At 60.4% G+C, this 19331-nt stretch carries 15 protein-coding genes; 3 read left to right on the top strand and 12 right to left on the bottom strand.

The genetic code is table 11. The features are described 5' to 3' along the window. Positions 1–20: 20 nt before the first annotated feature. From BLU63_RS20995 to BLU63_RS20965, 7 genes are all read right to left on the bottom strand, one after another. A complete protein-coding gene (locus BLU63_RS20995) occupies positions 21–1268 on the bottom strand; it encodes an MFS transporter (protein WP_083376097.1) in 1248 nt (415 codons plus the stop codon). Positions 1269–1279: 11 nt separating this feature from the next. Next, a complete protein-coding gene (locus BLU63_RS20990; RefSeq protein ID WP_083376096.1) occupies positions 1280–2101 on the bottom strand; it encodes an SDR family NAD(P)-dependent oxidoreductase in 822 nt (273 codons plus the stop codon). A 59-nt stretch (positions 2102–2160) separates the two neighbouring features. After that, complete coding sequence (locus tag BLU63_RS20985) at positions 2161–3525, bottom strand: phosphotransferase family protein (protein ID WP_083376095.1); 1365 nt, start codon at positions 3523–3525, stop codon at positions 2161–2163. A gap of 38 nt (positions 3526–3563) precedes the next feature. Then, positions 3564–4013: a nuclear transport factor 2 family protein gene (locus tag BLU63_RS20980; RefSeq protein ID WP_083376094.1), complete on the bottom strand. Its 450-nt coding sequence runs from the start codon at positions 4011–4013 to the stop codon at positions 3564–3566. 33 nt (positions 4014–4046) lie between these two features. Beyond that, positions 4047–4865, bottom strand: a complete 819-nt coding sequence (locus tag BLU63_RS20975; RefSeq protein ID WP_083376093.1) for an SDR family NAD(P)-dependent oxidoreductase — start codon at positions 4863–4865, stop codon at positions 4047–4049. A gap of 62 nt (positions 4866–4927) precedes the next feature. After that, a complete protein-coding gene (locus tag BLU63_RS20970; protein WP_083376092.1) occupies positions 4928–6280 on the bottom strand; it encodes a DUF1329 domain-containing protein in 1353 nt (450 codons plus the stop codon). 66 nt (positions 6281–6346) lie between these two features. Then, positions 6347–8017, bottom strand: coding sequence for a DUF1302 domain-containing protein (locus BLU63_RS20965; protein ID WP_102594091.1), 1671 nt, complete (start codon positions 8015–8017; stop codon positions 6347–6349). A gap of 230 nt (positions 8018–8247) precedes the next feature. On the opposite strand from BLU63_RS20965, the gene BLU63_RS20960 reads away from it, so the two are divergent. The 3 genes from BLU63_RS20960 (at position 8248) to folE (ending at position 13075) form a co-directional block, all read left to right on the top strand. Continuing rightward, entirely contained in the window at positions 8248–8697 is a 450-nt protein-coding gene (locus BLU63_RS20960) for a hypothetical protein (RefSeq protein ID WP_083376091.1), read from the top strand. A 196-nt stretch (positions 8698–8893) separates the two neighbouring features. Beyond that, positions 8894–12457, top strand: a complete 3564-nt coding sequence (locus tag BLU63_RS20955; protein ID WP_083376090.1) for an indolepyruvate ferredoxin oxidoreductase family protein — start codon at positions 8894–8896, stop codon at positions 12455–12457. A gap of 60 nt (positions 12458–12517) precedes the next feature. Further along, positions 12518–13075 (top strand): GTP cyclohydrolase I FolE, encoded by a 558-nt coding sequence (gene folE / locus BLU63_RS20950; protein WP_083376089.1) that lies wholly within the window; start codon positions 12518–12520, stop codon positions 13073–13075. A gap of 39 nt (positions 13076–13114) precedes the next feature. Here folE and BLU63_RS20945 read toward each other — a convergent pair whose 3' ends face one another. The 5 genes from BLU63_RS20945 to BLU63_RS20925 are packed head-to-tail and all read right to left on the bottom strand — an operon-like array spanning position 13115 to position 19283. Further along, complete coding sequence (locus BLU63_RS20945) at positions 13115–13870, bottom strand: SDR family NAD(P)-dependent oxidoreductase (RefSeq protein WP_083376088.1); 756 nt, start codon at positions 13868–13870, stop codon at positions 13115–13117. An 18-nt stretch (positions 13871–13888) separates the two neighbouring features. Next, positions 13889–14941 carry a phosphotransferase family protein gene (locus BLU63_RS20940; RefSeq protein WP_083376087.1) on the bottom strand — a complete coding sequence of 351 codons (1053 nt, stop codon included), beginning with the start codon at positions 14939–14941 and terminating at the stop codon, positions 13889–13891. Next, positions 14938–16233, bottom strand: a complete 1296-nt coding sequence (locus tag BLU63_RS20935; RefSeq protein ID WP_083376086.1) for an acyl-CoA dehydrogenase family protein — start codon at positions 16231–16233, stop codon at positions 14938–14940. Before BLU63_RS20935 ends, BLU63_RS20940 begins: the two co-directional genes overlap by 4 nt. A 24-nt stretch (positions 16234–16257) precedes the next feature. Then, positions 16258–16995, bottom strand: a complete 738-nt coding sequence (locus tag BLU63_RS20930) for an SDR family NAD(P)-dependent oxidoreductase (RefSeq protein WP_083376085.1) — start codon at positions 16993–16995, stop codon at positions 16258–16260. A 50-nt stretch (positions 16996–17045) separates the two neighbouring features. Next, a complete protein-coding gene (locus tag BLU63_RS20925; protein ID WP_083376084.1) occupies positions 17046–19283 on the bottom strand; it encodes a CoA transferase in 2238 nt (745 codons plus the stop codon). Positions 19284–19331: the final 48 nt, after the last annotated feature.

The following is a 19331-nucleotide window of genomic DNA, read 5'->3' as shown; positions in this document are numbered from 1 at the left end:
TATTTACTTCGACAGCCTACTCAATTGGCCGCCAACGGCTCGGACCGATATCGCGGATACCCACCCAACGTCAGCAACAGCAAAGGGCCGACGACAAAGCAGATAAAACTGAACAACAGCATGGCCGAGTAGCCACCGGTGAGCTTGAACAAACCGGCGAACAGTAAAGGCGAGATCGCCGCTCCTGCGGTAATCAAACCCAGGTGCGCGCCGAACAACCGGCCGTAGTCGCGCATACCGAAGTAACGGGCAATCAGGAAGGCCGCGATATCGAACTCGGCACCGGCACCCACGCCGACCAGCAACGTGGCGAGGGTGTACATCGCAATACTGGAATCCCCATAGGCAAAAATGCCGCAGGCAAGTGCCGGCACCAGCAGCGCCACAGAGGCAACACCGGGCGCCCACAACCGGTCAATCAGGTAGCCCACCAATAGTCGGCCAAGGATCAGCGACACGCCGAAGCTGGCGAAAATCTGACTGGCCTGCAGGGCGCTCAGGCCACGGTCCTGCAGCAACGGCACAATGTTGGTGACCATGCCCACCACGCACGACACCACCAACGTCATCGACAGGTTGCACACCCAGAACCGCCATGAGCGCAGCGCCTCGCGCAGCAGTAGCCCGCCGGTTTGTTCACTGGTGGCGTGGAGTTGCGTCGAGTTTTGGCTGACATCGGTGGTAGGCAACAGCCATCGTAAAGCCAAGGGCAACGCCAGCAGTACCGGCAATACGCCCAGCGCGAGGAAACCCGCCTGCCAATTCCAGCGGCTGATCGCCCAGGCGGTGATCAACGGCAGCATGATGGCAGCCAGTCCGGAGCCACTGAGAATGATCGCCAAGGCCAGGCCACGGTTTTCCTCGAACCACAAGTTCACCAGGTGCGACCAAGTCACCTGCAACGTCCCCAACCCGGCCAACGGCACCAGGAAAAATCCGAGGTAAAGCGTCCATATCGAGCCATTGATACAGGTCAGGGTGAAAACGCTCAGGGACAACGCCAGCAGTGACAGCAACGTGACCCGGCGTAAGCCGTAGCGTGAGTTGAGCCAGCCGGCCAATTGCGACGCGACGATGGTGCCCAGCGACAATGCGGTGATCGCCGCCTGCAACTCCGCCCTGCCCCAGCCCATGGCCTGCTCCAGCGGAATCACCATAGAACTGAAGCTGTACAGCAGCAACGAACTGGAACTGGTGGCAACGCCGACCAACGCCAGAATCAGCACTCGCCAGCCGCGTTTGAATTCTGCGTTATCAAATCCTTTCATGGTGGGTGACCTCAGTTATTTCCGATAAACACAGCCGCTTCCGCGCTCTTGCTCAGCACCTGGGCACGGCGTGCCGGGCCAGGTGCTTTCAAGACCTCGACAAGGGTATCTTCGGGGTGAATCAGCGTCGGACCATTACCCAGTTGTTCAAGCGCCATAAGCGCGAGGTCTTCTGCTTTGGGCAAGGTCATGGTCAGGGCGTCGGCAATGTTCAGTTTGACCATGGCAGCGCGCATGGTCGGTGTGTCGACAGTGCCGATGAGCAGGTTGAGCACATCGACGCCACGGTCTTTCCACTCGGCCCATAGCGATTCACCGAGGTTAAGGGCAAAGCCCTTGGTCGCGGTGTACATCGCCAGTTTGCGAATTCCCCCCAAGGCTGCCTGTGAACCCACCAACAGCAAGCCGCCCTGCCCGCGCTCCAGCATTGCAGCGCCAAAGGCGTGGCTGCATTGCATCACCGTCAAGCAATTGAGGCGCAGTAAGGCGCCCCAGCCCTCGACCGAGGTATCGAGAAAGCGCGTGATGTAAGGGTCGCCGCCCGCGTTGTAGATAAACAGACCGATTTGGCGTTCACCGACAGCTGCGAGCAAGCGCTCACAGGCATCGGGCTGAGAAAGATCCTGGATCACCACCAGCACCTCGATGGCGTAACGTTGCTCCAATTCGCTTTTCAGTTGCGCCAGGGCGTCGCCACGGCGCGCCACCAGCACGCAGCTGAGGCCACGCTCGGCGAGGGCGTGGGCAAACGCCGCGCCCACGCCATGGGAGGCTCCGGCAATCACCGCCCACGGGCCATACCGATGCTGGAACGCATTATCAGGGACAGACATAAACACTCCGAAAACGAAGGCCCGGCGACCAGCCACCGGGCGAGAAAGGTTTCACCCTGTCAGGCGACGGGTGGCAGGTCGATGTGGCTGGCGGAGGCGCCAATGGCGGTGCTGCCGTAAACCAGCACGCGCCGCTCGATGTGCGCCATGAACAGGCGCAGCAAGGGTTCGTCGTATTCGGGCCCCGCGCTTTTGACGAAGGCTTCCAGCGCTGCATCAATCTCGCTGTAATCATTGAAGGTGCGGTCCAGCAGGACTTGCGCCTCCTGCTGCTCCAACTCGCGCAAATGCAATTCCATGGCATCGCCACGGCCCAGGTACTCCACCAGTTTGCTCACGGCGCGCAGCTTGGTTTTCTGGAAGTCACTGCCGACCTCCACCTGCGCCAAGGCATCGGCGAGCATGGTCAGCAACTGTGCATTCGGGCCGCTGCTGACTATCTCCAGTGTTGGCGTTTGCAGCGGCACCCCCATGGCTTCGGCCAGCGCGTGCACCACCACCCGGCGCAGGGCGATGTCGAACTCGGTGTAGGTGTCGTGGGGGTCGCCCGGTTGTGGCGTGGCCACCGATGCCGAGAACTGCATGGTGCTGACGGTGGCAAACAGCGCGGTGTGGTAACGCACGACATCGGGGTCCGCCGGCTCGCCGGTCACTTGCTGATAGTAGCGATACAGGTCCGCGAAACTGTCTCCGAGCGGCTCGTAATTGTCGCGCATCCGCGCCGACGCAAGGTCAGCCAACGGATCACCAATCATGGCGAATTCAAAATCGTAGAGGCCCTTCACCTGTCCGTTCTCGAACAGGTATTGCCCAGAATCGTACTGCACGAAAGCAGGCCGGGTACGGTGCTGCGGCACATTGCGGCGCAACCAGCCGAGGGCGAATTCGGCCAGAGGCTGAGGCCTGGTTTTATTGCGCGCATACAGCGGGTAATAAGCTTCCAGACCTGCAAGGGTAATGCCCTCGGCACTGGTCGGCAGATGAATGCCCTGTTCAATGAAGGGTTGCAACGGCAGTTGGTGCATGCGCGCCATGGCGTCGACCCACTGACGTGCGACGGCATGGCGCTCGGTATCAGTGTTCGCCGTGCTGACATCACGACTCCCCGGCACCAACTCCATCAAGATGGCTTGCGGGTCTTCGCAGAAGCCGTAGATACGCGGCACCGGTACGCCCTGCTGACCAAGCAAGGTGAGAATATCCGCCTCCCGACGCAGCTCCGGGAATGGACTGACATCACCACCTCGCTCGCCACGAATATGCAATTGGAGGGTTTCGCCATCGCGTTGCAGTTCAAGGTTCCACGCCGGACGCCAGCGCAGCAGACGTTGCATCGCCGTGATGTTCCCACCCAGCAGCCCTTCGACAAAGTTGCGCAGCTTTTCTTCGACCGGATCAACAGTCGCATTTATTGTTGTTGGCATACGGGGTCTTCCTCAGGCGCTGATGTCCAGCGCCGCTCTTAATGGGTGCTGGTGCTACCAGCGTTCGGCCCGCCTACCTGCTCCAGCGGCACGCCCTTTTTCTTCGCCAGATCGGCAGTGTCCAGGTACTCGCGCCACGCACAGATCAGGCCGTGTTCGTCCAGCTCATACACCGCCACCATTGAGTGCGGCATGGGTACGCCATTGCTGACGCAATAATCGTCGCGTTCGGTCATCACCACGCGCTCCGAAGAGACGATGTGACGCGTGGTACAGCGGTTGTGTGTGACATAACTCATCTGCCGCTCGATTTCGCGGCGCAACGCATCTCGCCCACGAATCACCGGGCCACCGGGTACCCACAGTTGCCAGACGGCGTCGTCTGCGAAGGTGGCCATGATGCGTTCGAGGTCCGGCCGGTTGCCATCGCTGCCGTCGCCCCAGGCGGCGAGCATGTCGAGGATGAAGCGTTCCTGTTCGAGTGCCATAAAACGGGCTCCAGTGCAGTGAATGGATCGGGATCAGACCGAGGCCTGGGGCAACAGGAAATTGCGCACCACCGGCACCATCGGCGTGCCGCAACTCATGCCGCCGTCCACGCGCATCAGCGTGCCGTTGACGTAGGCGGCGTCATCGCTGGCGAGGAAAGCGGCCATGGCCGCGATGTCCTCCGGCTCGCCCAGTTGCGGCACGTTTTGCAGGTCGAGAAAGGCCGCCTTCATCGCCTCGTTAGCCCAGCTTTCCATGGCCGGCGTGCGAATCACCCCCGGCAAAATCCCGTTGCAACGAATGCCGCGTTTACCAAAGGTGGCGGCAATGCTTTGCACGTACCAGTTGAGTGCGGCCTTGGAGGCGCCGTAGCTGAACTGAGAAATTTCCCCGGCAATCGAGCTGGTGGACGAGGTGAACAGAATCGAACCGCTGCCCTGGGCCAGCATGTGCGGCAAGGCGTACTTGCACGCCAACACACCGCCCAGCACATTGACCCGCATGCAGTTGTGGAACAGCTCGGTGTTGAAGTTGATGAAGTCGATATCGCGGGTGGTGGCCGGGTTTCTGTACACGGCGTTATTGAACAACACATCGATACGCCCGAAGGTCTCGACGGTCTGCTCGACCATCTGCCGCAAAGCGTCTTCATCGCCGACATCCACTTGCATGGCCAGTGCCCTGGTGCCGATTTCAGTCGCCACGGCCTGCGCCGATTCGGCGAAAAGGTCGGTGACCACCACCGTGGCGCCCTCCCGGGCAAAACGCAGGGCCGAGGCGCGGCCGATGCCACTGCCGGCGCCGGTGATCACGCAGACCTTGCCGTCTAAACGTTGCAGTATCTCGCTCATAAAAGGGTCTCGGGACGGAAAAAAAACGGCGCCCGTGGCGAGCGCCGAAAAGGAGCATGCGGTCAGCGGGTCTGGCCACCGGCGATGGTCTGCGGATTGGCTTCACGCTCAGCGACCGGTTCCTGCCGGTAGCGCGTCGGGCCGTTGCCGAACATGCCGTATTGGTCACGGGTGAAGTCGTACAACGAGTAGGAATCCTGTTGCGGATTATTGGGAATGCCGTACGCCTCGATGTTGTATTGCGAGCCGGTACGGAACAGCGCGCCGCTGTCGTCCCAGGCGTCGTAGACCGCAGCGCCGAAGGTGTCTTCGTCGATGTAGTAGCGACGTTTTTTCTGCGCATGACGTACGCCGTCCTTGCGCGTCGCTTCCACCACCCAGACACGGTGCAGCTCCCAGCGCTCACACGCGGGGTTGATGTGTTTTGGCATGAGTTTTTTGTCCATGTCGCAACCCCATTTCAGCGTGTAGTTGCTGTAGGGGATGAACATTTCCTTCTTGCCCACCAGTTTCCAGTCGAAGCGGTCCATCTTTCCGGAAAACAGGAAGATTTCGTCGTAGAACGCCACCCCGCCGAACGCCGAGTTGGGGGTGTCGTAGTTGAATTCCGGGGCCTTGCGGACGCGGCGCTGACCGGTGCTGTAGCTCCAGGCGTAGCGGGAGTCGGCGACCGGGTCGAGATAATCCCAATACCCGGATGCCTGCCCGGCCGTACGGGCCGGCGCGACGATGCGCGACCAGATGCGCTGGGCGATTTTCGGATCACGCCCGGGAACATCCATCTGGTAGAAAGGTTTTTCGCCGGTGGACCGGTTGGTGTTGGTCAGCGTCGCGTGGCCCTCGTTGACCACATAGGCACTGTGGTTCCAGTCCCAGCCATTCACGCCCTGATAGTTGAGGATGTAGTTCCACATCAACTCCCGGCCATCTCGCGGCAGCGGGAATGGCAGACCGCCCCGGCAGCCTTCGCTGATCGACAGGCCGTCGTTCTCGGTTTTGCAGTCCTTGCGGCTGGCGTTGCGCTGGGTGGCTGCTAGGAAATTCGCCGGAAAGGTCGCCGTCCTGTGGGTAGGGTACACCTCAAGATAATAAGTGTCGGGGTTCTGCTTGAGCAGTTGCAGCTGCCCGGCCGCCAATTGGTCGGCGTACTGGTCGGCGTTGGCCGCCGTAATGCGCAGGCGGGGTTTTTCATTGGCAAACGGGTTGGGCCAGTTGCCGTCGCCGGGCACCAGCCCTGCGGGCACTTTCAGGCCACCGTCGTAGGCCGGAATAGTGCCTGCCGCGTTGCCCGCAAGAATCGCACCAAAGGTCGTCAGCTTGCCGCCCAGGTCGGCGGTGGTAGCGCCCTCATCGGCCACGGCCGACCCCGCCAAAGCAATGGCCACAAGGCCCATCGCATATGCATTAACCGTCATAACGTTCTCCATTCAGATGGGTGATCGCCGAGTCCGGTGATCACTGCATTGCAGTTCAGGCGCGGTTCAGAACGCTGTGCTGAGGGTGAGCGACACCCAGTTGCGGTCGGTCAGGCCGACGTCGCCGGTGCCCCCGACCACGGTTTTTCCGACGCCGGCGACGTCTGCATATTTACGTTCGCTGCCGTAGCCGATGTACGACAGGGTCACGTCGACACGCTCGTCGTAGGTGCCTTTGACGCCGGCCTTCCAGGTGTATTTCCCTTCGTTGCCACCGCCCGTGGCGGCATTGCCGCTGACGCCATAATCCACACTCATGGGAGTGGAAATATTCCAGCCGGGGAACACCCCAAGCCATTGCGGCGCAAAGCTCACGGCCAGGCCGACATAGTTCTTGGTGGCGCAGCCGTAATGCTTGTCCTGCCCCGCCGGGCAGCCGCCATAGCCTTCACCTTTGAACAGTTCTTCGTGCTTGGTCACCCGTTGCACATGACTGAATGCCATTTCGGTGATCAGGCTGCCGGTGTCGAAGTAATCGGTGCGCGGCAGCAACCACAGACCATTGACCACCATGTGCCAGGTGTCACCGCGAGCGCCCTGATTATCGGTGGTGCTGATGTTGCTGGAGACCAGCGAGGTGTTCTGGCGATACGACAGATCGACGCCGAGGGAGCCGCCGCCCAGTACCGGGCCCGCGGAGTAACCCAGGCCATAGAGCTTGACGTTCTCGGCGTACACGTAACGGGCAAAGCTCGGCGCCACTTGCAGGCCCCACGGGTTGTAGTCATCGAACTCGCGATAGAACGCGCTGACCTCCGAATGCAGGAAGTCGAAGCTGTAGGTGCCCATCACGCCCCAGTTGCCCCTGTCCTTGGGTTTGACCGGGTCAATCAAAGGCCGCGAAACACCGCTGAACAACGGCAAACGGTCCGGTCCTTCCAGGGCGACGTCGGCGGAGGCCAGATACGTGCCGCCTTCAGGGGCGCGCGTGGTGTCCCATTCGAAGAAATATTGCGCCGCCAGCGATAACTTGTCGGTGACCTGAGCTTGGGTTGAAATCTGCGTCAGCGGCAGGAAGATTTCGCGGGTTTCGGTACCGGGGTTGCTCACCGCCTTGCGCCCATCCAGCGGTGCTTGCGAGTAGGACACCGCATGCCCGGCAATCAGCAGGCCGTTGCCCCAGTACACAGTGTGGCGGCCGGCACGTACGCTAACCGGAATCTCGCCGAGATCGAAACGGGTAAACGCAAAGGCGTCCAGTAACTCGCCGCTCGGGCCACGGTGATAGCGTTTGGTGAAGCTGGAGTATTTACCATTGGTGTAGCTCGGCGTGCTGGTACCGGGAAACGCACCGGGGTAGTAAACATTCCCCGGGCTGGTTTCGACTTCGGTGTTTTCGTAAGCCTGGTCGTACCAGCCCGCGCCGCTGATGCGAAAGCCGTTGTACTGCTTGTACGCGACCTCCATTTCGCTCATCACATCGACCCGATTGGTCACCACATCGCCGCGATCAAACTTGGCATCGGACTCGTCGTAGCTGGCGTTGTTGGCCAATGCGCTGTCGCGCCCTTCGGCCCTGATCCCGAGGTTGTAACGCACGGTGTTGTCCCAGCGCGCGGTCCAGTCCGGATTACCGGTATCAAACTCGGCGGCCTGCACAGCGCCAACGGTTAAGGCACACCCGGTCACGCTGAACCAGACAGCCAGGCTTAACGGCTTTAGCTTTGCGTCGATCATCGACACTCCCATTACTTTTTTATTGTTGTTGGCAGCCGAAGCTTTGGGCCGTCTGGACCGCGCCTATGAGCGCTGATCCGTGGGCTTTCGGTATGGACTGAAGTAGACGGGACGGGGAGGTTTGAGACAACGATTGGGAGTATTGCTGAAATGCATTTCGGTATTGGTCAAATACTCCCGACCTATACTCAAAGGTCCTGGATCGTACTTTTTGAGTAGAGGAGGTGACCATGAAATCGGGAACCCAGACAGCGGCATTCGTAGCCGCTGCGATGATCGTCGGCTGTACGACTTCATCAAGCCAGACAGTGACCGTTCCGTTGAACGCTACACCGCGCAACGGCGGTCAGATCGCCAATACAACGCTGGCCGTTCAGGGCAATGAGACAGCGTTTTCCTTCGTCGTCAGTGGAGTTCCAAGCGGCACCCTTCGGCCCTTGAATCTCTACACGTTTATCAACAAAGGCAGCTGCGTGCGGCCCGGGCCTGTCGCCTATGCAATGAATGACCGGATCAACACCAATCGCATTTCTGCAACGCGCGGCTGGACCTATTCACGAAGTGCGCCAGTGGCGCTGTCAGAGCTGCTTTCCGGTGGATACTACTTAGTGGTAAGGACCACACCAGCCGATGGCAACGTTGATATTTTCTGTGGCGATATCAAGCCCGAAACAAGGTGAAAGTGACACCAGACCGCTAACAGGCTTTATCCACAACGGCGTAAAGAACATTGTGCATCCAGGTATTTGAATAACCGATACCGATACCCTGTTTTTGTGATTTTACGATGGCAAAACCGCTCCCTAGACTCCAGCCAATAACTAGGCAACGCCGCTCTCCTGGCGTCGCCATGACAATAAAGCCTGGAGGATGAACATGAGTGCGCCCCCGTCTCTGGATGACAAATACGTCAAGCACAGCGGCAACGTTTTGCTCACCGGCATTCAGGCGCTGGTGCGTCTGCCGCTGATGCAGCGCCAACGCGATCTGGCCAATGGTCTGAACACCGCCGGGTTTATTTCCGGGTACCGTGGCTCGCCGCTGGGTGGTTTCGACCAGGCATTGTGGAAGGCGCGCGACTACCTCAAGGAACACCACACGGTGTTCCATCCAGGCATGAACGAAGACCTCGCCGCCACCTCGATCTGGGGCACGCAACAGGTCAATCTCTTCGAAGGCGCCACTTACGACGGCGTGTTCGGCATGTGGTACGGCAAGGGGCCGGGCGTCGATCGCTGTGGCGATGTGTTCCGTCACGCCAATGCCGCCGGCACCTCGAAATTTGGTGGTGTGCTGGCCATTGCCGGCGATGACCATGGCGCACGCTCCTCTTCGCTGCCACACCAGACCGAGCACATTTTCAAAGCGGTGATGATGCCGGTGCTGGCGCCATCCGGTGTGCAGGAATACCTCGACTACGGCATGCACGGTTGGGCCATGTCGCGCTATTCCGGCTGCTGGGTCGCCCTCAAAGCGGTGGCTGATACGGTCGAGAGCGCGGCCGTCGTCGACATCGACATTCATCGCGTACAACCGATCATTCCCGATATTGCGCTGCCCGAAGGCGGCTTGAATATTCGCTGGCCAGACCCGCCCCTGGCGCAGGAACAGCGGCTGCTGGAACACAAATTGTATGCCGCCCTCACCTACGCCCGTGCCAATCGCCTTGACCGCATCGTGATGGATTCGCCGAAAGCGCGCATCGGCATCATCACGTCCGGCAAATCGTACCTCGACGTTTGCCAGGCACTGAAAATCCTCGGCATCGACGAAACACTCGCCCAGCAAATCGGCCTGCGCGTGTACAAGGTCGGCATGGTTTGGCCGCTGGAAGCGGAAGGCGTGCGGCAGTTTGCCGAGGGTCTGGAAGAAATCGTGGTGGTGGAAGAAAAACGCCACATGATCGAATACCAGCTCAAGGAAGAACTCTACAACTGGCGCGAGGACGTACGCCCGCGCATCGTCGGCAAGTTTGACGACAAGGGTGAGTGGAGCCTGCCGCACACGGGTTGGTTGCTGCCAGCCATCAACGACCTGACCCCGGCGATGATCGCCCGGGCGCTGGCCAAACGCATTTTGCGCCTGCATCAAAACGGACCGCTGCAAGTGCGTCTGGCGGTGCTGGATGCGCAGTTTGCCAGTAAAGACCAGTTCAGCAACCTGATGGAACGCGTGCCCCACTATTGTTCCGGTTGCCCGCACAACACCTCGACCAAAGTCCCGCAAGGCAGTCGCGCACTGGCCGGAATAGGCTGCCATTACATGGCCGCCTGGATCTACCCGCAGACCCAGACGTTCAGTCAGATGGGCGGCGAAGGCGTGGCGTGGATCGGCCAGGCACCGTTCACCACCACTCAACATGTCTTCGCCAACCTCGGTGACGGAACCTATTTCCACTCTGGCATTCTCGCGATTCGGGCCGCCATCGCTGCCAAGGTGCAGATCACTTACAAGATTCTCTACAACGACGCCGTGGCCATGACTGGCGGACAACCGGTGGACGGCACGCTCAGCGTCTCGCAAATCAGCCGTCAATTGGCTGCCGAAGGCGTGCAACGTGTCGTGGTGGTCAGCGACGATGTCGAGAAATACCAACACATCCATGATCTGGCCGACGGCGTGCCGGTGCTGCGTCGCGACAAGATGGACGAAGTGCAGGAACAACTGCGCCAGTTCCAAGGCGTATCGGCAATCATTTATGACCAGACCTGCGCCGCGGAAAAACGTCGGCGCCGTAAGCGCGGCAAGTTCCCGGATCCGGCACGCCGGGTCGTGATCAACGAAGCGGTGTGTGAAGGCTGCGGCGATTGCAGCAGCAAGTCCAACTGCATGTCGGTGGTGGCGGTGGAAACCGAGTACGGCCGCAAGCGGGAAATCGACCAGTCCTCCTGCAACAAAGACTTCACCTGCCTCAACGGCTTTTGCCCGAGTTTTGTCACGGTCGAAGGCGGTTCCTTGCGCAAACCCAAAGCGCTTGCAGCCAAAGCCGATGAAGTGTGGGAACTGCCGACGCCGCCAACCGTTGCACTGGATGAGCCTTACAGCATTCTGGTGACCGGTGTGGGTGGCACCGGCGTGGTGACCATCGGCGCTTTGCTGGGAATGGCAGCATTTATCGAAGGTAAAGGCACGCTCAACCTGGACATGGCCGGCATGGCGCAAAAAGGTGGCGCGGTGTGGTCGCACATTCGCATTGCCGCGCGCCAGGATCAGTTGTTCGCACCCCGTATTGCCGAAGGTGAAGCGGCCCTGCTGTTAGGTTGCGACCTGGTGGTCAGTGCCAACACCGAAACCTTGTCCAAGCTGCGCCAAGGCGTTACCCATGCCCTGATCAACAGCGAAGAAACCATCACCAGCGCATTCGTGCGGACCTTCGCCCAACAGGCGGAAAGCGGAGATTTGCTGAAGCACCCGGACCCGAAATTCCATACCCAAACCATGTCGGCACAAATCGCCGATGCGGTTGGCCATGCCCAGGCTGACTTTGTCGACGCGAGCAAAATCGCCACGGCCCTGATGGGCGATTCGATTGCCACCAACACCTTCATGCTCGGTTACGCGTATCAGAAAGGCTGGCTGCCAGTAGGCGAAGCGGCACTGCTGCAAGCCATCGAACTGAATGGCACCGCGGTACCGTTCAACCTTGCCGCGTTTGCCTGGGGCCGGCGCAGCGCCGAAGACTTGCCACGGGTCTTGCGCAAACTGGAAGCAGGCAACGTGCAGAACGCAGACCGCCTGTTGTCGCAAAGCCTTGAAGAAACCATGGAACGACGCGTGGAGTTTCTCACGGCGTACCAGAACAAGGCCTATGCCCAACGTTACCGACAACGGGTCGAGCAATTCATGAAGGCGGAAACGGCGCTGCTCGGGCAACCGGGCAAGCTGTCGGCAAGCGTCGCCCGTTATTACTTCAAAGTGCTGGCGATCAAGGATGAGTACGAAGTGGCACGCCTGTTCACCGATGGCCAGTTCCTGGAAAAAATCCAGGCGGGCTTCGAGGGCGACTACCGCCTGCGCTTCCACTTGGCGCCACCGCTGCTGAACGATAACGGCCTCGGCCGCGAACCGAAAAAGCGCAGCTTCGGCCCGTGGATGCTGCAAGGCTTCAAGCTGTTGGCGAGGCTCAAGTTCTTGCGCAACACCTGGCTCGATCCGTTCGGCCGTACCCACGAGCGCAAGGTGGAACGCAACTGGCTGGCCAGTTACGAAAGCGTCCTCGACGAAGTGCTGGCAGGCTTGACTGCCGACAAGCTGAGCCTTGCTCAGGAGTTGGCGGAGTTGCCAGACAGCGTTCGCGGTTATGGTCCGGTTAAAGAGCGTTTCCTCGGCCACGCCGAACAGCGCCTGGCGCAATTGCTTGGGCAGTGGCGTACTGGTACGAGTGCCATGTTTCACGATGCCAGCCAGGTCACCGGCAAAATTGCCGTGACTCAACTGTAAGCAGCAACCCGGGCGGCATGCAGTGAGCCCGGGAAGTTGGCTAAACAATAAGGTCGACCAATGAACGAAGAACTGGCGAAAAACTACCGGGGAATTCTCCAGGCCGTGGGCGAAGATCCGCAGCGAGAAGGCTTGCTGGATACGCCAAAACGCGCGGCCAAGGCCATGCACTACCTCTGCCACGGCTACCGGCAAACACTGGAAGAAATCGTCAACGGTGCACTGTTCGAGTCCGATAATGATGAGATGATCATCGTCCGGGACATCGAGTTGTACTCACTGTGCGAACACCATCTGTTGCCGTTTATCGGCAAAGCCCACGTTGCTTACATGCCCACCGGAAAAGTGCTTGGCCTGTCGAAGGTGGCCCGTATCGTCGACATGTTTGCCCGCCGCTTGCAGATTCAGGAAAACCTCACCCGACAAATTGCCGAAGCCATTGCCCAAGTCTCCCGTGCTGCTGGCGTGGCCGTGGTTATCGAGGCGAAACACATGTGCATGATGATGCGCGGCGTGGAGAAGCAGAACTCGACCATGACCACCTCGGTAATGCTCGGCACCTTCCGCGAGTCGTACAACACCCGTCAGGAATTTTTGCAGTTGATCCGTAGCCGCTAAGCGCTGTGCCTGGTTCATCCCAAGCACGCGGCCAGCCACTCAACTGAGCATTAACATACCGCCGTCAATCATCAGCGTCTGCCCGGTGACAAATCGCGAACCGTCTCCGGCAAGAAATACCAGCACTGGCGCCAGATCCCGGGCCGGTTCGCCCAGTTGTCCGCCGATGGGCACTTGCCCGGCCATGTACGCGTCGTGCTGCTGCAGTTGTTCGGCGCTCATGCTCGCGCGGGTGGCTTCGTACATCGGCGTCCACATGGCCGGGGCGATGGCGTTGACGGTAATGCCCAAGGGGCCCCACTCCCGCGCCACCGTACGTGTCCACGCCAGCACGGCGCCTTTGCTAGCGGCGTAATGGGCTTTGCCAGGCTGTCCGATGACGCCTGCCGCAGAGGCGAAGTTGATGATCCGCCCACCGCTGCCTTTAAGCAGTTCATAGGCTGCGCGATTGGTCAGGAATGTGCCCCGGGTATTCACCGCAAAGACTTTTTCCCACTCGTCCAGCGTGATGCTATCGGCACTGGCATTCGGTGCGATGCCCGCGGCATGTACCAGCACATCCAGCCCGTTGAGCTGTTCGTTGGCCCAGGCGAAAGCGGCATCCACGGATTGGCTGTCAGCAATATCGCAGACTCGTGTATGCGCCCACCCGCCACCGTCACCTGTTATCGAGGCACCTTCGCCCAGGTCCAGGCTGATGACATGGGCCCCCTCCTCCACAAACGCCTTGACCACTGCCGCGCCGATCCCCCTGGCGCCCCCCGTGACGATGATGCGTTTACCGGCCAGTTGCATGGCTTGTTCCTCTGATTATCAGGCGGTTTGATCAATGCGCTGCAACGCCGTAGCGAACAGCCGCAGAGCCGAGGCATGGTGTTTTTCACCCGTGATCAGGGAAGCCTTGCCGGCACACGCACGGGCGTAACTGACTTCGAGAAAGATGCCGAGCTTGAAGCCGGCCAATACCAGGTACCAGTTGAAGTCTGCCAAGGAGCGCAAGCTGCCGGCGCGGTAATGGGCGACCAGTTCGTCGCTGCTGCAAAAGCCTTCCCAGGGGTGAACTTCGATGGTGCCGGCACCATGACCCTCGGCATCGGGCCAGGTGACCACCAGCCAGGCGAGGTCGAGCAAAGGATCGCCGATGGTCGCCAGTTCCCAATCGACAACTGCGGCCAGTTCCGCGCTGTCTTGGCGGAACATGACGTTGGACAGGTGAAAGTCGCCATGCTGGATGCCGGCCTGGAACTGCGTCGGGCAATGCTCGTTCAACCAGTTGGCCAACTGTGCAAGTCCCGGCAGACCGCTCGCGCCCGGCCAGCCGGCGTAGCCTTTGACGCTGTCCAGTTGTGCCAACCAACGTGAGACCTGACGCTGATGAAAACCCTCGGGCCGGCCAAAATCCTCGAGACCCACCGCCCGGTAGTCGATTTCGCCCAGACGCAATAACGCATCCACCATGGCCAGCCCCATACGTCTACGCATTGCCGGCTGCTGCGCGTGCGGCGCTGGCAAACCTGCCGCGCCGTTGGGATTAAAACCCTGCACGGGTTCCATCAAATAGAAACTGGCGCCCAAAACGTCCTGGTCGACACAATCGGCTATCAGGCTGGCATAGGGCACCGCTGATCCGGCCAACGCTTTTAGCAACCGAGCTTCACGGGCAATGGTTTTACTGCCGACTTCACGCAGTTCTCTGGAAGGCCGCCTTAATACGAATTCGCGCGTACCACGGCGAAAGCGCAGTAACAGATTCTGCGTGCCTCCGGTCAATCGCAGCGGTGCCTCGATGGGGCCGCTTTCCAGGCCTCTGGTGTCCATCCATAGGGCCAGGCGCTCGAGGTCGACCAAATCCTGCCAGTCGTTCATGCGTCGCGCTCGCCAAGGCCGGCCAGGGCATCGGTGTATTTTTCCCGGGCACGGGCCGCGGCGGTGGGCCGGTGGTAATCGGGGAACAGTTCGTCGCAGGGTTGGTAATCGCGTAGCAGCTGTTTGGCGACGGTGATTTTGTGCACTTCGGTGGGCCCGTCGGCCAGTCCCATCTGGAAGGAGCGGACGATGTAGCCGGTAAACGGCATTTCTTCGCTGACCCCCAGCGAGCCATGCACATGCAGGGCGCGCGCGGCGATGTCATGCAGCACCTTGGGCATGATGGCTTTCACTGCGGCGATGTCTTTGCGCACCCGTTTGTAGTCCTGATACTGGTCGATGCGCCACGCCGTGCGCATCACCAGCAAACGAAATTGCTCCAGCTCGATCCACGAATCGGCAATTTTCTCCTGGACCATCTGCTTGTCCGCCAGACGACTGCCTTGGGTACTGCGCGACAACGACCGTTCACACAGCGCATCAAGGGCTTTTTGCGCCTGACCGATGACGCGCATGGCGTGGTGCACACGGCCCCCACCCAAACGTACCTGGGCGACGACAAATGCCTGGCCGGGCGCGCCGAGCATATCGGCCGCGGGCACTCGCACTTTGTCGAATGACAGGTAAGCATGGGTGGCAGCCGGGTCATCGGCGATACCGACGTTGCGGATAATGCTTACCCCCGGAGCATCGGCAGCAACAATAAACATCGACATGCCTTCATACACCGACACGCTTTTATCGGTCACCGCCATCACGATATAGAACGCGGCGTAGCGCGCATTGGAGGCAAACCATTTTTCGCCGCTCAGCACCCAGTCATCCCCCTCACGCACCGCCTCGGTGGTGAACACCGCAGGGTCGGCGCCGCCTTGCGGTTCGGTCATGGCGAAGCAGGAGACGATATCGCCATCGAGCAACGGTTGCAGGTAGCGCTGTTTCTGCGCTGGGGTGCCGTAATGGGCGAGAATTTCACCGTTGCCAGAGTCCGGTGCCTGACAGCCAAACACAATTGGGCCGAACAGCGAACGCCCGAGAATTTCATTGATCAACGCAAGCCGCACCTGGCCATACCCTGCCCCGCCCAGTTCCGGGCCCAGGTGACAAGCCCACAAGTTGCGCGCCTTCACCTGCGCTTGCAGCGGTTTGACCAGTTGCTTGAACAGCGGGTCGTGGATATTCCACGGGCTGCCCAACACGTGATCGAGGGGTTCGACTTCCTCACGCACGAACTGCTCGATCCAATCCAGTTCCACTTGAATCTCGGGGTCGGTCTGAAAGTCCCAGGCCATGGTGTTTCTCCTAGCAAATAGCGATCAGGCCAGCAGCATGCCGCCGTCGACCAACAGGGTTTGGCCGAGCACATAGCTGGCCAGCGGCGAGGCGAGAAACAGGGCCACATTAGCCATGTCCTGAGGCGTGCCGAGGCGCCCTTGAGGAATGGCGCGCAGCGCACCTTCCAGGCGTTTCGGGTTGCTGGTGGTCACCCGTGTCAGCTTGGTTTCCACCAGCCCCGGGGCAATGCCATTCACCCGGATACCATCACGAGCCCAGGCTTCGGCCAAGGTGCGAGTCAGCCCGAAAGCGCCGGTTTTCGAGGCGTTGTAGGCAGGGTTGCCACGGGTAGAATGGAACGCTGCTGCCGAACTGACCGTGATCATCGACCCCTTGGCCTGCATCAGCAGCGGATGAAATTTCTGTGCACAGACCATCAGGCTGGTGAGGTTGACGTCGAGCACGTGCTTGAAGCCTTCAGTGAGGAATTCCTGCCGGTCGTAAAGCACCGTGCCTTGCGCCTGTACCAACACGTCCAGACGGGTGAATGGCACGCTGACGGCCTCGATCAATGACGCATCCGCGACGTCAACCTGGGTGTAGTGCAAACCTTCAAGATTAGAATCCGCCGAATTTTGATAGGCCGCCGCCGAGGCTCGCGTGCCCCAGACATGCACCTCGGCGCCCCGCTGGCGAAAGTTCTGCGCAATGCCATTGCCGATGCCACTGGAACCGCCGATGACCAGCACGGTTTTACCGCTGAAATCCAACTCGTCCATGGGTAATCCTTGTGCTTGTCGATGAATGCTGCCGGGCACCAGGCCCACGATTACAGTGCCACCAGACCAACCGACGCCAATCGTTCGAGTTCGCTGCCGGTAAAGCCGAGGCCTTCCAGAACTTGCCGGGTATGTTGGCCGAGGGCGGGGGGCGGTCGCTGCAGCGATAACGGCAAGTTGCCGAAATCCCAGAACGCGCCGATCTGTTGCAGGTCGCCGTAAACAGCATGCGAGTAATGAGCGTGCAGACCCGCGGCGGCGTGTTCGGGGCTGTCGAGAAAGGCATCCATCTGCGCTTCCAGCACTGCCTGCGCCGGCACCTGGGCTGCGGCCAATGAGGCGAGCGCCGCTTGCCGGGTGTGATTGGCAAACCAGGTTTCGGGCTGATCACCCACCAACGATTCGAAACGTTGCACCTCATCCGGTCGCAGCGCTGCCACCACCAGCCAGGCATCGCTACACCGATACAAACGATGGGCATCACTCAGACCGGTCTGTTGCGCGTCCATGTGGTCGATTGGCGTAAGACTGCCGTCCTCCAGCACCACCGCCTCGCTCATCGACAGCATCGTGGCGCCCAGCAATGACGAACTGACCATTTGCCCGACGCCACTGCGATTGCGCTCATACAACCCCAGGAGCAAGGCATAGAGCGAGGACAGACCGGCAAAAAAATCACCCACGCCGAAGCGTAGCCACATTGGCGCCTGGCCCTCACCGCCCTGCTCGACTTCCCAGCCGCAAGAGGCCTGCATCAGTTGGTCAAAGCCCGGCCAATCCGCGCGCGGGCCGGTCGGTCCGTAGGCACTGACATGGCAATACACCAACCGAGGGTTCAGCGCTTTCAGGCTTTCGTAATCAACCTTGAGTTTGCGTGCCGCCGGCAGACGCATGTTGTGATGCACCACATCGGCCCAACGGGCCAACGCTTCTACGGCCGGTTCGGTTTGCTGATCGCCCAGTTGCAGTGCCACGCCCAACTTGCCACGCTGGGTACCGCTGAAAATCCGCTCCAGGCGGCGCATGGCATCGCCTTTGGGCGCTTCGATTTTGATCACGTCCGCACCCAGGTCCGCCAGCAACATGCAGGCAAACGGTCCGGCAAGATAGGCGCCCAGATCCAGCACTTTCAGACCGTGCAGCGGCGGCAAGGGCGCCGGGCTCGATCCCGGCACTTGCGAAGAGTTCACAGCATCGGCGCCTGGCAATCCGGCGTTCCCCTCACCTGCCACTGGTGCACTACCGCCAACTCGTGCGGGTGGCTGCACCTGCCAGGCCGGGCCTGGTTGCAGGGTCCTGCCCAATTGCACGTCGTCGACTTCAACCACATAGCCATTCAGGCGTGTTTGCTCGTCGAAGTAGATATCACCGAACGCAGCGGCAATTTGCGCAGCAACATCGTGCTGCCAGAAATGTTCGACCCAGTCCTGCGCCGGTCGTGTAGCAATAATTGCCTTGTTGGCGCCGAAGTTAGGCGCCACATGACTGGGTGGCCACAGCGCATTCAAGCGAGCCACTTCGACTTCCCCCAACTCACTGAGCGCCGCGGCCATCCACGGTGATTTATCCGGCGAATAATGCACATGCAACCAGCGGCCATCGGCGCATTGGTGCAACGGAATCGGAATGTGTTTATCCAGGCCCTTGGCAAAGGCCGGGGTTGGCGTTTGCGCGCGGTTCCAATGCATGGTCATGGGTACAAGGGCTGCCTGAGCCAGGCTCGTATGCGCAATGCCGCCGAAGCCATCACGGTCGCGCGCCAGCAACCGCGCCATGACCGCGACCACACACAGCCAGCTCGCCAGCCAATTGGCGAACGGCATGCGGATGAAGGCCGGACCGGGTCGATGCGCGGGTTGCTCGTCCAACAGGCCCAGGCGCGCCAGGATCAATGTTTCCCGAGGCAGGGCATTCGCCAGCGCATGCCGTTGCGGCCAGCCGCTGACCGCCGAGATCACCAATCGAGGGAAGTCTGCGCAGAGCTGCGCGTCAGCCAGGCCATGCGCGTTTGCCACCTCAGGCGTGAAGTCGTGCAGCAGCACATCGGCATCCGCCAGCAGGGATTGCAACTGCTGGCGATCTGCGGCGTTTTCCAGGCTGAGGATGACACTTCGTTTGCCACGGTTAAGCACAGCAAACAGCGCCTGTTTGTCTCTGGTGTGGTTGGTGGGTGGCTCGATCATCACCACTTCGGCACCCGCTTCGCACAGTTGCAAGCCAGCGCTGGAACCGGCAATGCCGGAACACAGACTGATGACGCGAATACCTTCGAGGATTGCCTGGCTCATTCAGCACCTGCCTTGTTCTGCGCTTAGCGTTTTGCAGCAGAGCTGCAG

The sequence above is a fragment of the Pseudomonas mandelii genome, assembly GCF_900106065.1.
GTDB lineage: Bacteria > Pseudomonadota > Gammaproteobacteria > Pseudomonadales > Pseudomonadaceae > Aquipseudomonas > Aquipseudomonas mandelii.
This window is presented reverse-complemented; position numbering and strand designations above follow the sequence as displayed.

What these genes read in the sequence shown, in the direction of transcription:
- BLU63_RS20995 (WP_083376097.1), bottom strand. Translation starts at nt 1,268, where the DNA reads ATGAAAGGATTTGATAACGCAGAATTCAAACGCGGCTGGCGAGTGCTG.
- BLU63_RS20990 (WP_083376096.1), bottom strand. Translation starts at nt 2,101, where the DNA reads ATGTCTGTCCCTGATAATGCGTTCCAGCATCGGTATGGCCCGTGGGCG.
- BLU63_RS20985 (WP_083376095.1), bottom strand. Translation starts at nt 3,525, where the DNA reads ATGCCAACAACAATAAATGCGACTGTTGATCCGGTCGAAGAAAAGCTG.
- BLU63_RS20980 (WP_083376094.1), bottom strand. Translation starts at nt 4,013, where the DNA reads ATGGCACTCGAACAGGAACGCTTCATCCTCGACATGCTCGCCGCCTGG.
- BLU63_RS20975 (WP_083376093.1), bottom strand. Translation starts at nt 4,865, where the DNA reads ATGAGCGAGATACTGCAACGTTTAGACGGCAAGGTCTGCGTGATCACC.
- BLU63_RS20970 (WP_083376092.1), bottom strand. Translation starts at nt 6,280, where the DNA reads ATGACGGTTAATGCATATGCGATGGGCCTTGTGGCCATTGCTTTGGCG.
- BLU63_RS20965 (WP_102594091.1), bottom strand. Translation starts at nt 8,017, where the DNA reads ATGATCGACGCAAAGCTAAAGCCGTTAAGCCTGGCTGTCTGGTTCAGC.
- BLU63_RS20960 (WP_083376091.1), top strand. Translation starts at nt 8,248, where the DNA reads ATGAAATCGGGAACCCAGACAGCGGCATTCGTAGCCGCTGCGATGATC.
- BLU63_RS20955 (WP_083376090.1), top strand. Translation starts at nt 8,894, where the DNA reads ATGAGTGCGCCCCCGTCTCTGGATGACAAATACGTCAAGCACAGCGGC.
- folE (WP_083376089.1), top strand. Translation starts at nt 12,518, where the DNA reads ATGAACGAAGAACTGGCGAAAAACTACCGGGGAATTCTCCAGGCCGTG.
- BLU63_RS20945 (WP_083376088.1), bottom strand. Translation starts at nt 13,870, where the DNA reads ATGCAACTGGCCGGTAAACGCATCATCGTCACGGGGGGCGCCAGGGGG.
- BLU63_RS20940 (WP_083376087.1), bottom strand. Translation starts at nt 14,941, where the DNA reads ATGAACGACTGGCAGGATTTGGTCGACCTCGAGCGCCTGGCCCTATGG.
- BLU63_RS20935 (WP_083376086.1), bottom strand. Translation starts at nt 16,233, where the DNA reads ATGGCCTGGGACTTTCAGACCGACCCCGAGATTCAAGTGGAACTGGAT.
- BLU63_RS20930 (WP_083376085.1), bottom strand. Translation starts at nt 16,995, where the DNA reads ATGGACGAGTTGGATTTCAGCGGTAAAACCGTGCTGGTCATCGGCGGT.
- BLU63_RS20925 (WP_083376084.1), bottom strand. Translation starts at nt 19,283, where the DNA reads ATGAGCCAGGCAATCCTCGAAGGTATTCGCGTCATCAGTCTGTGTTCC.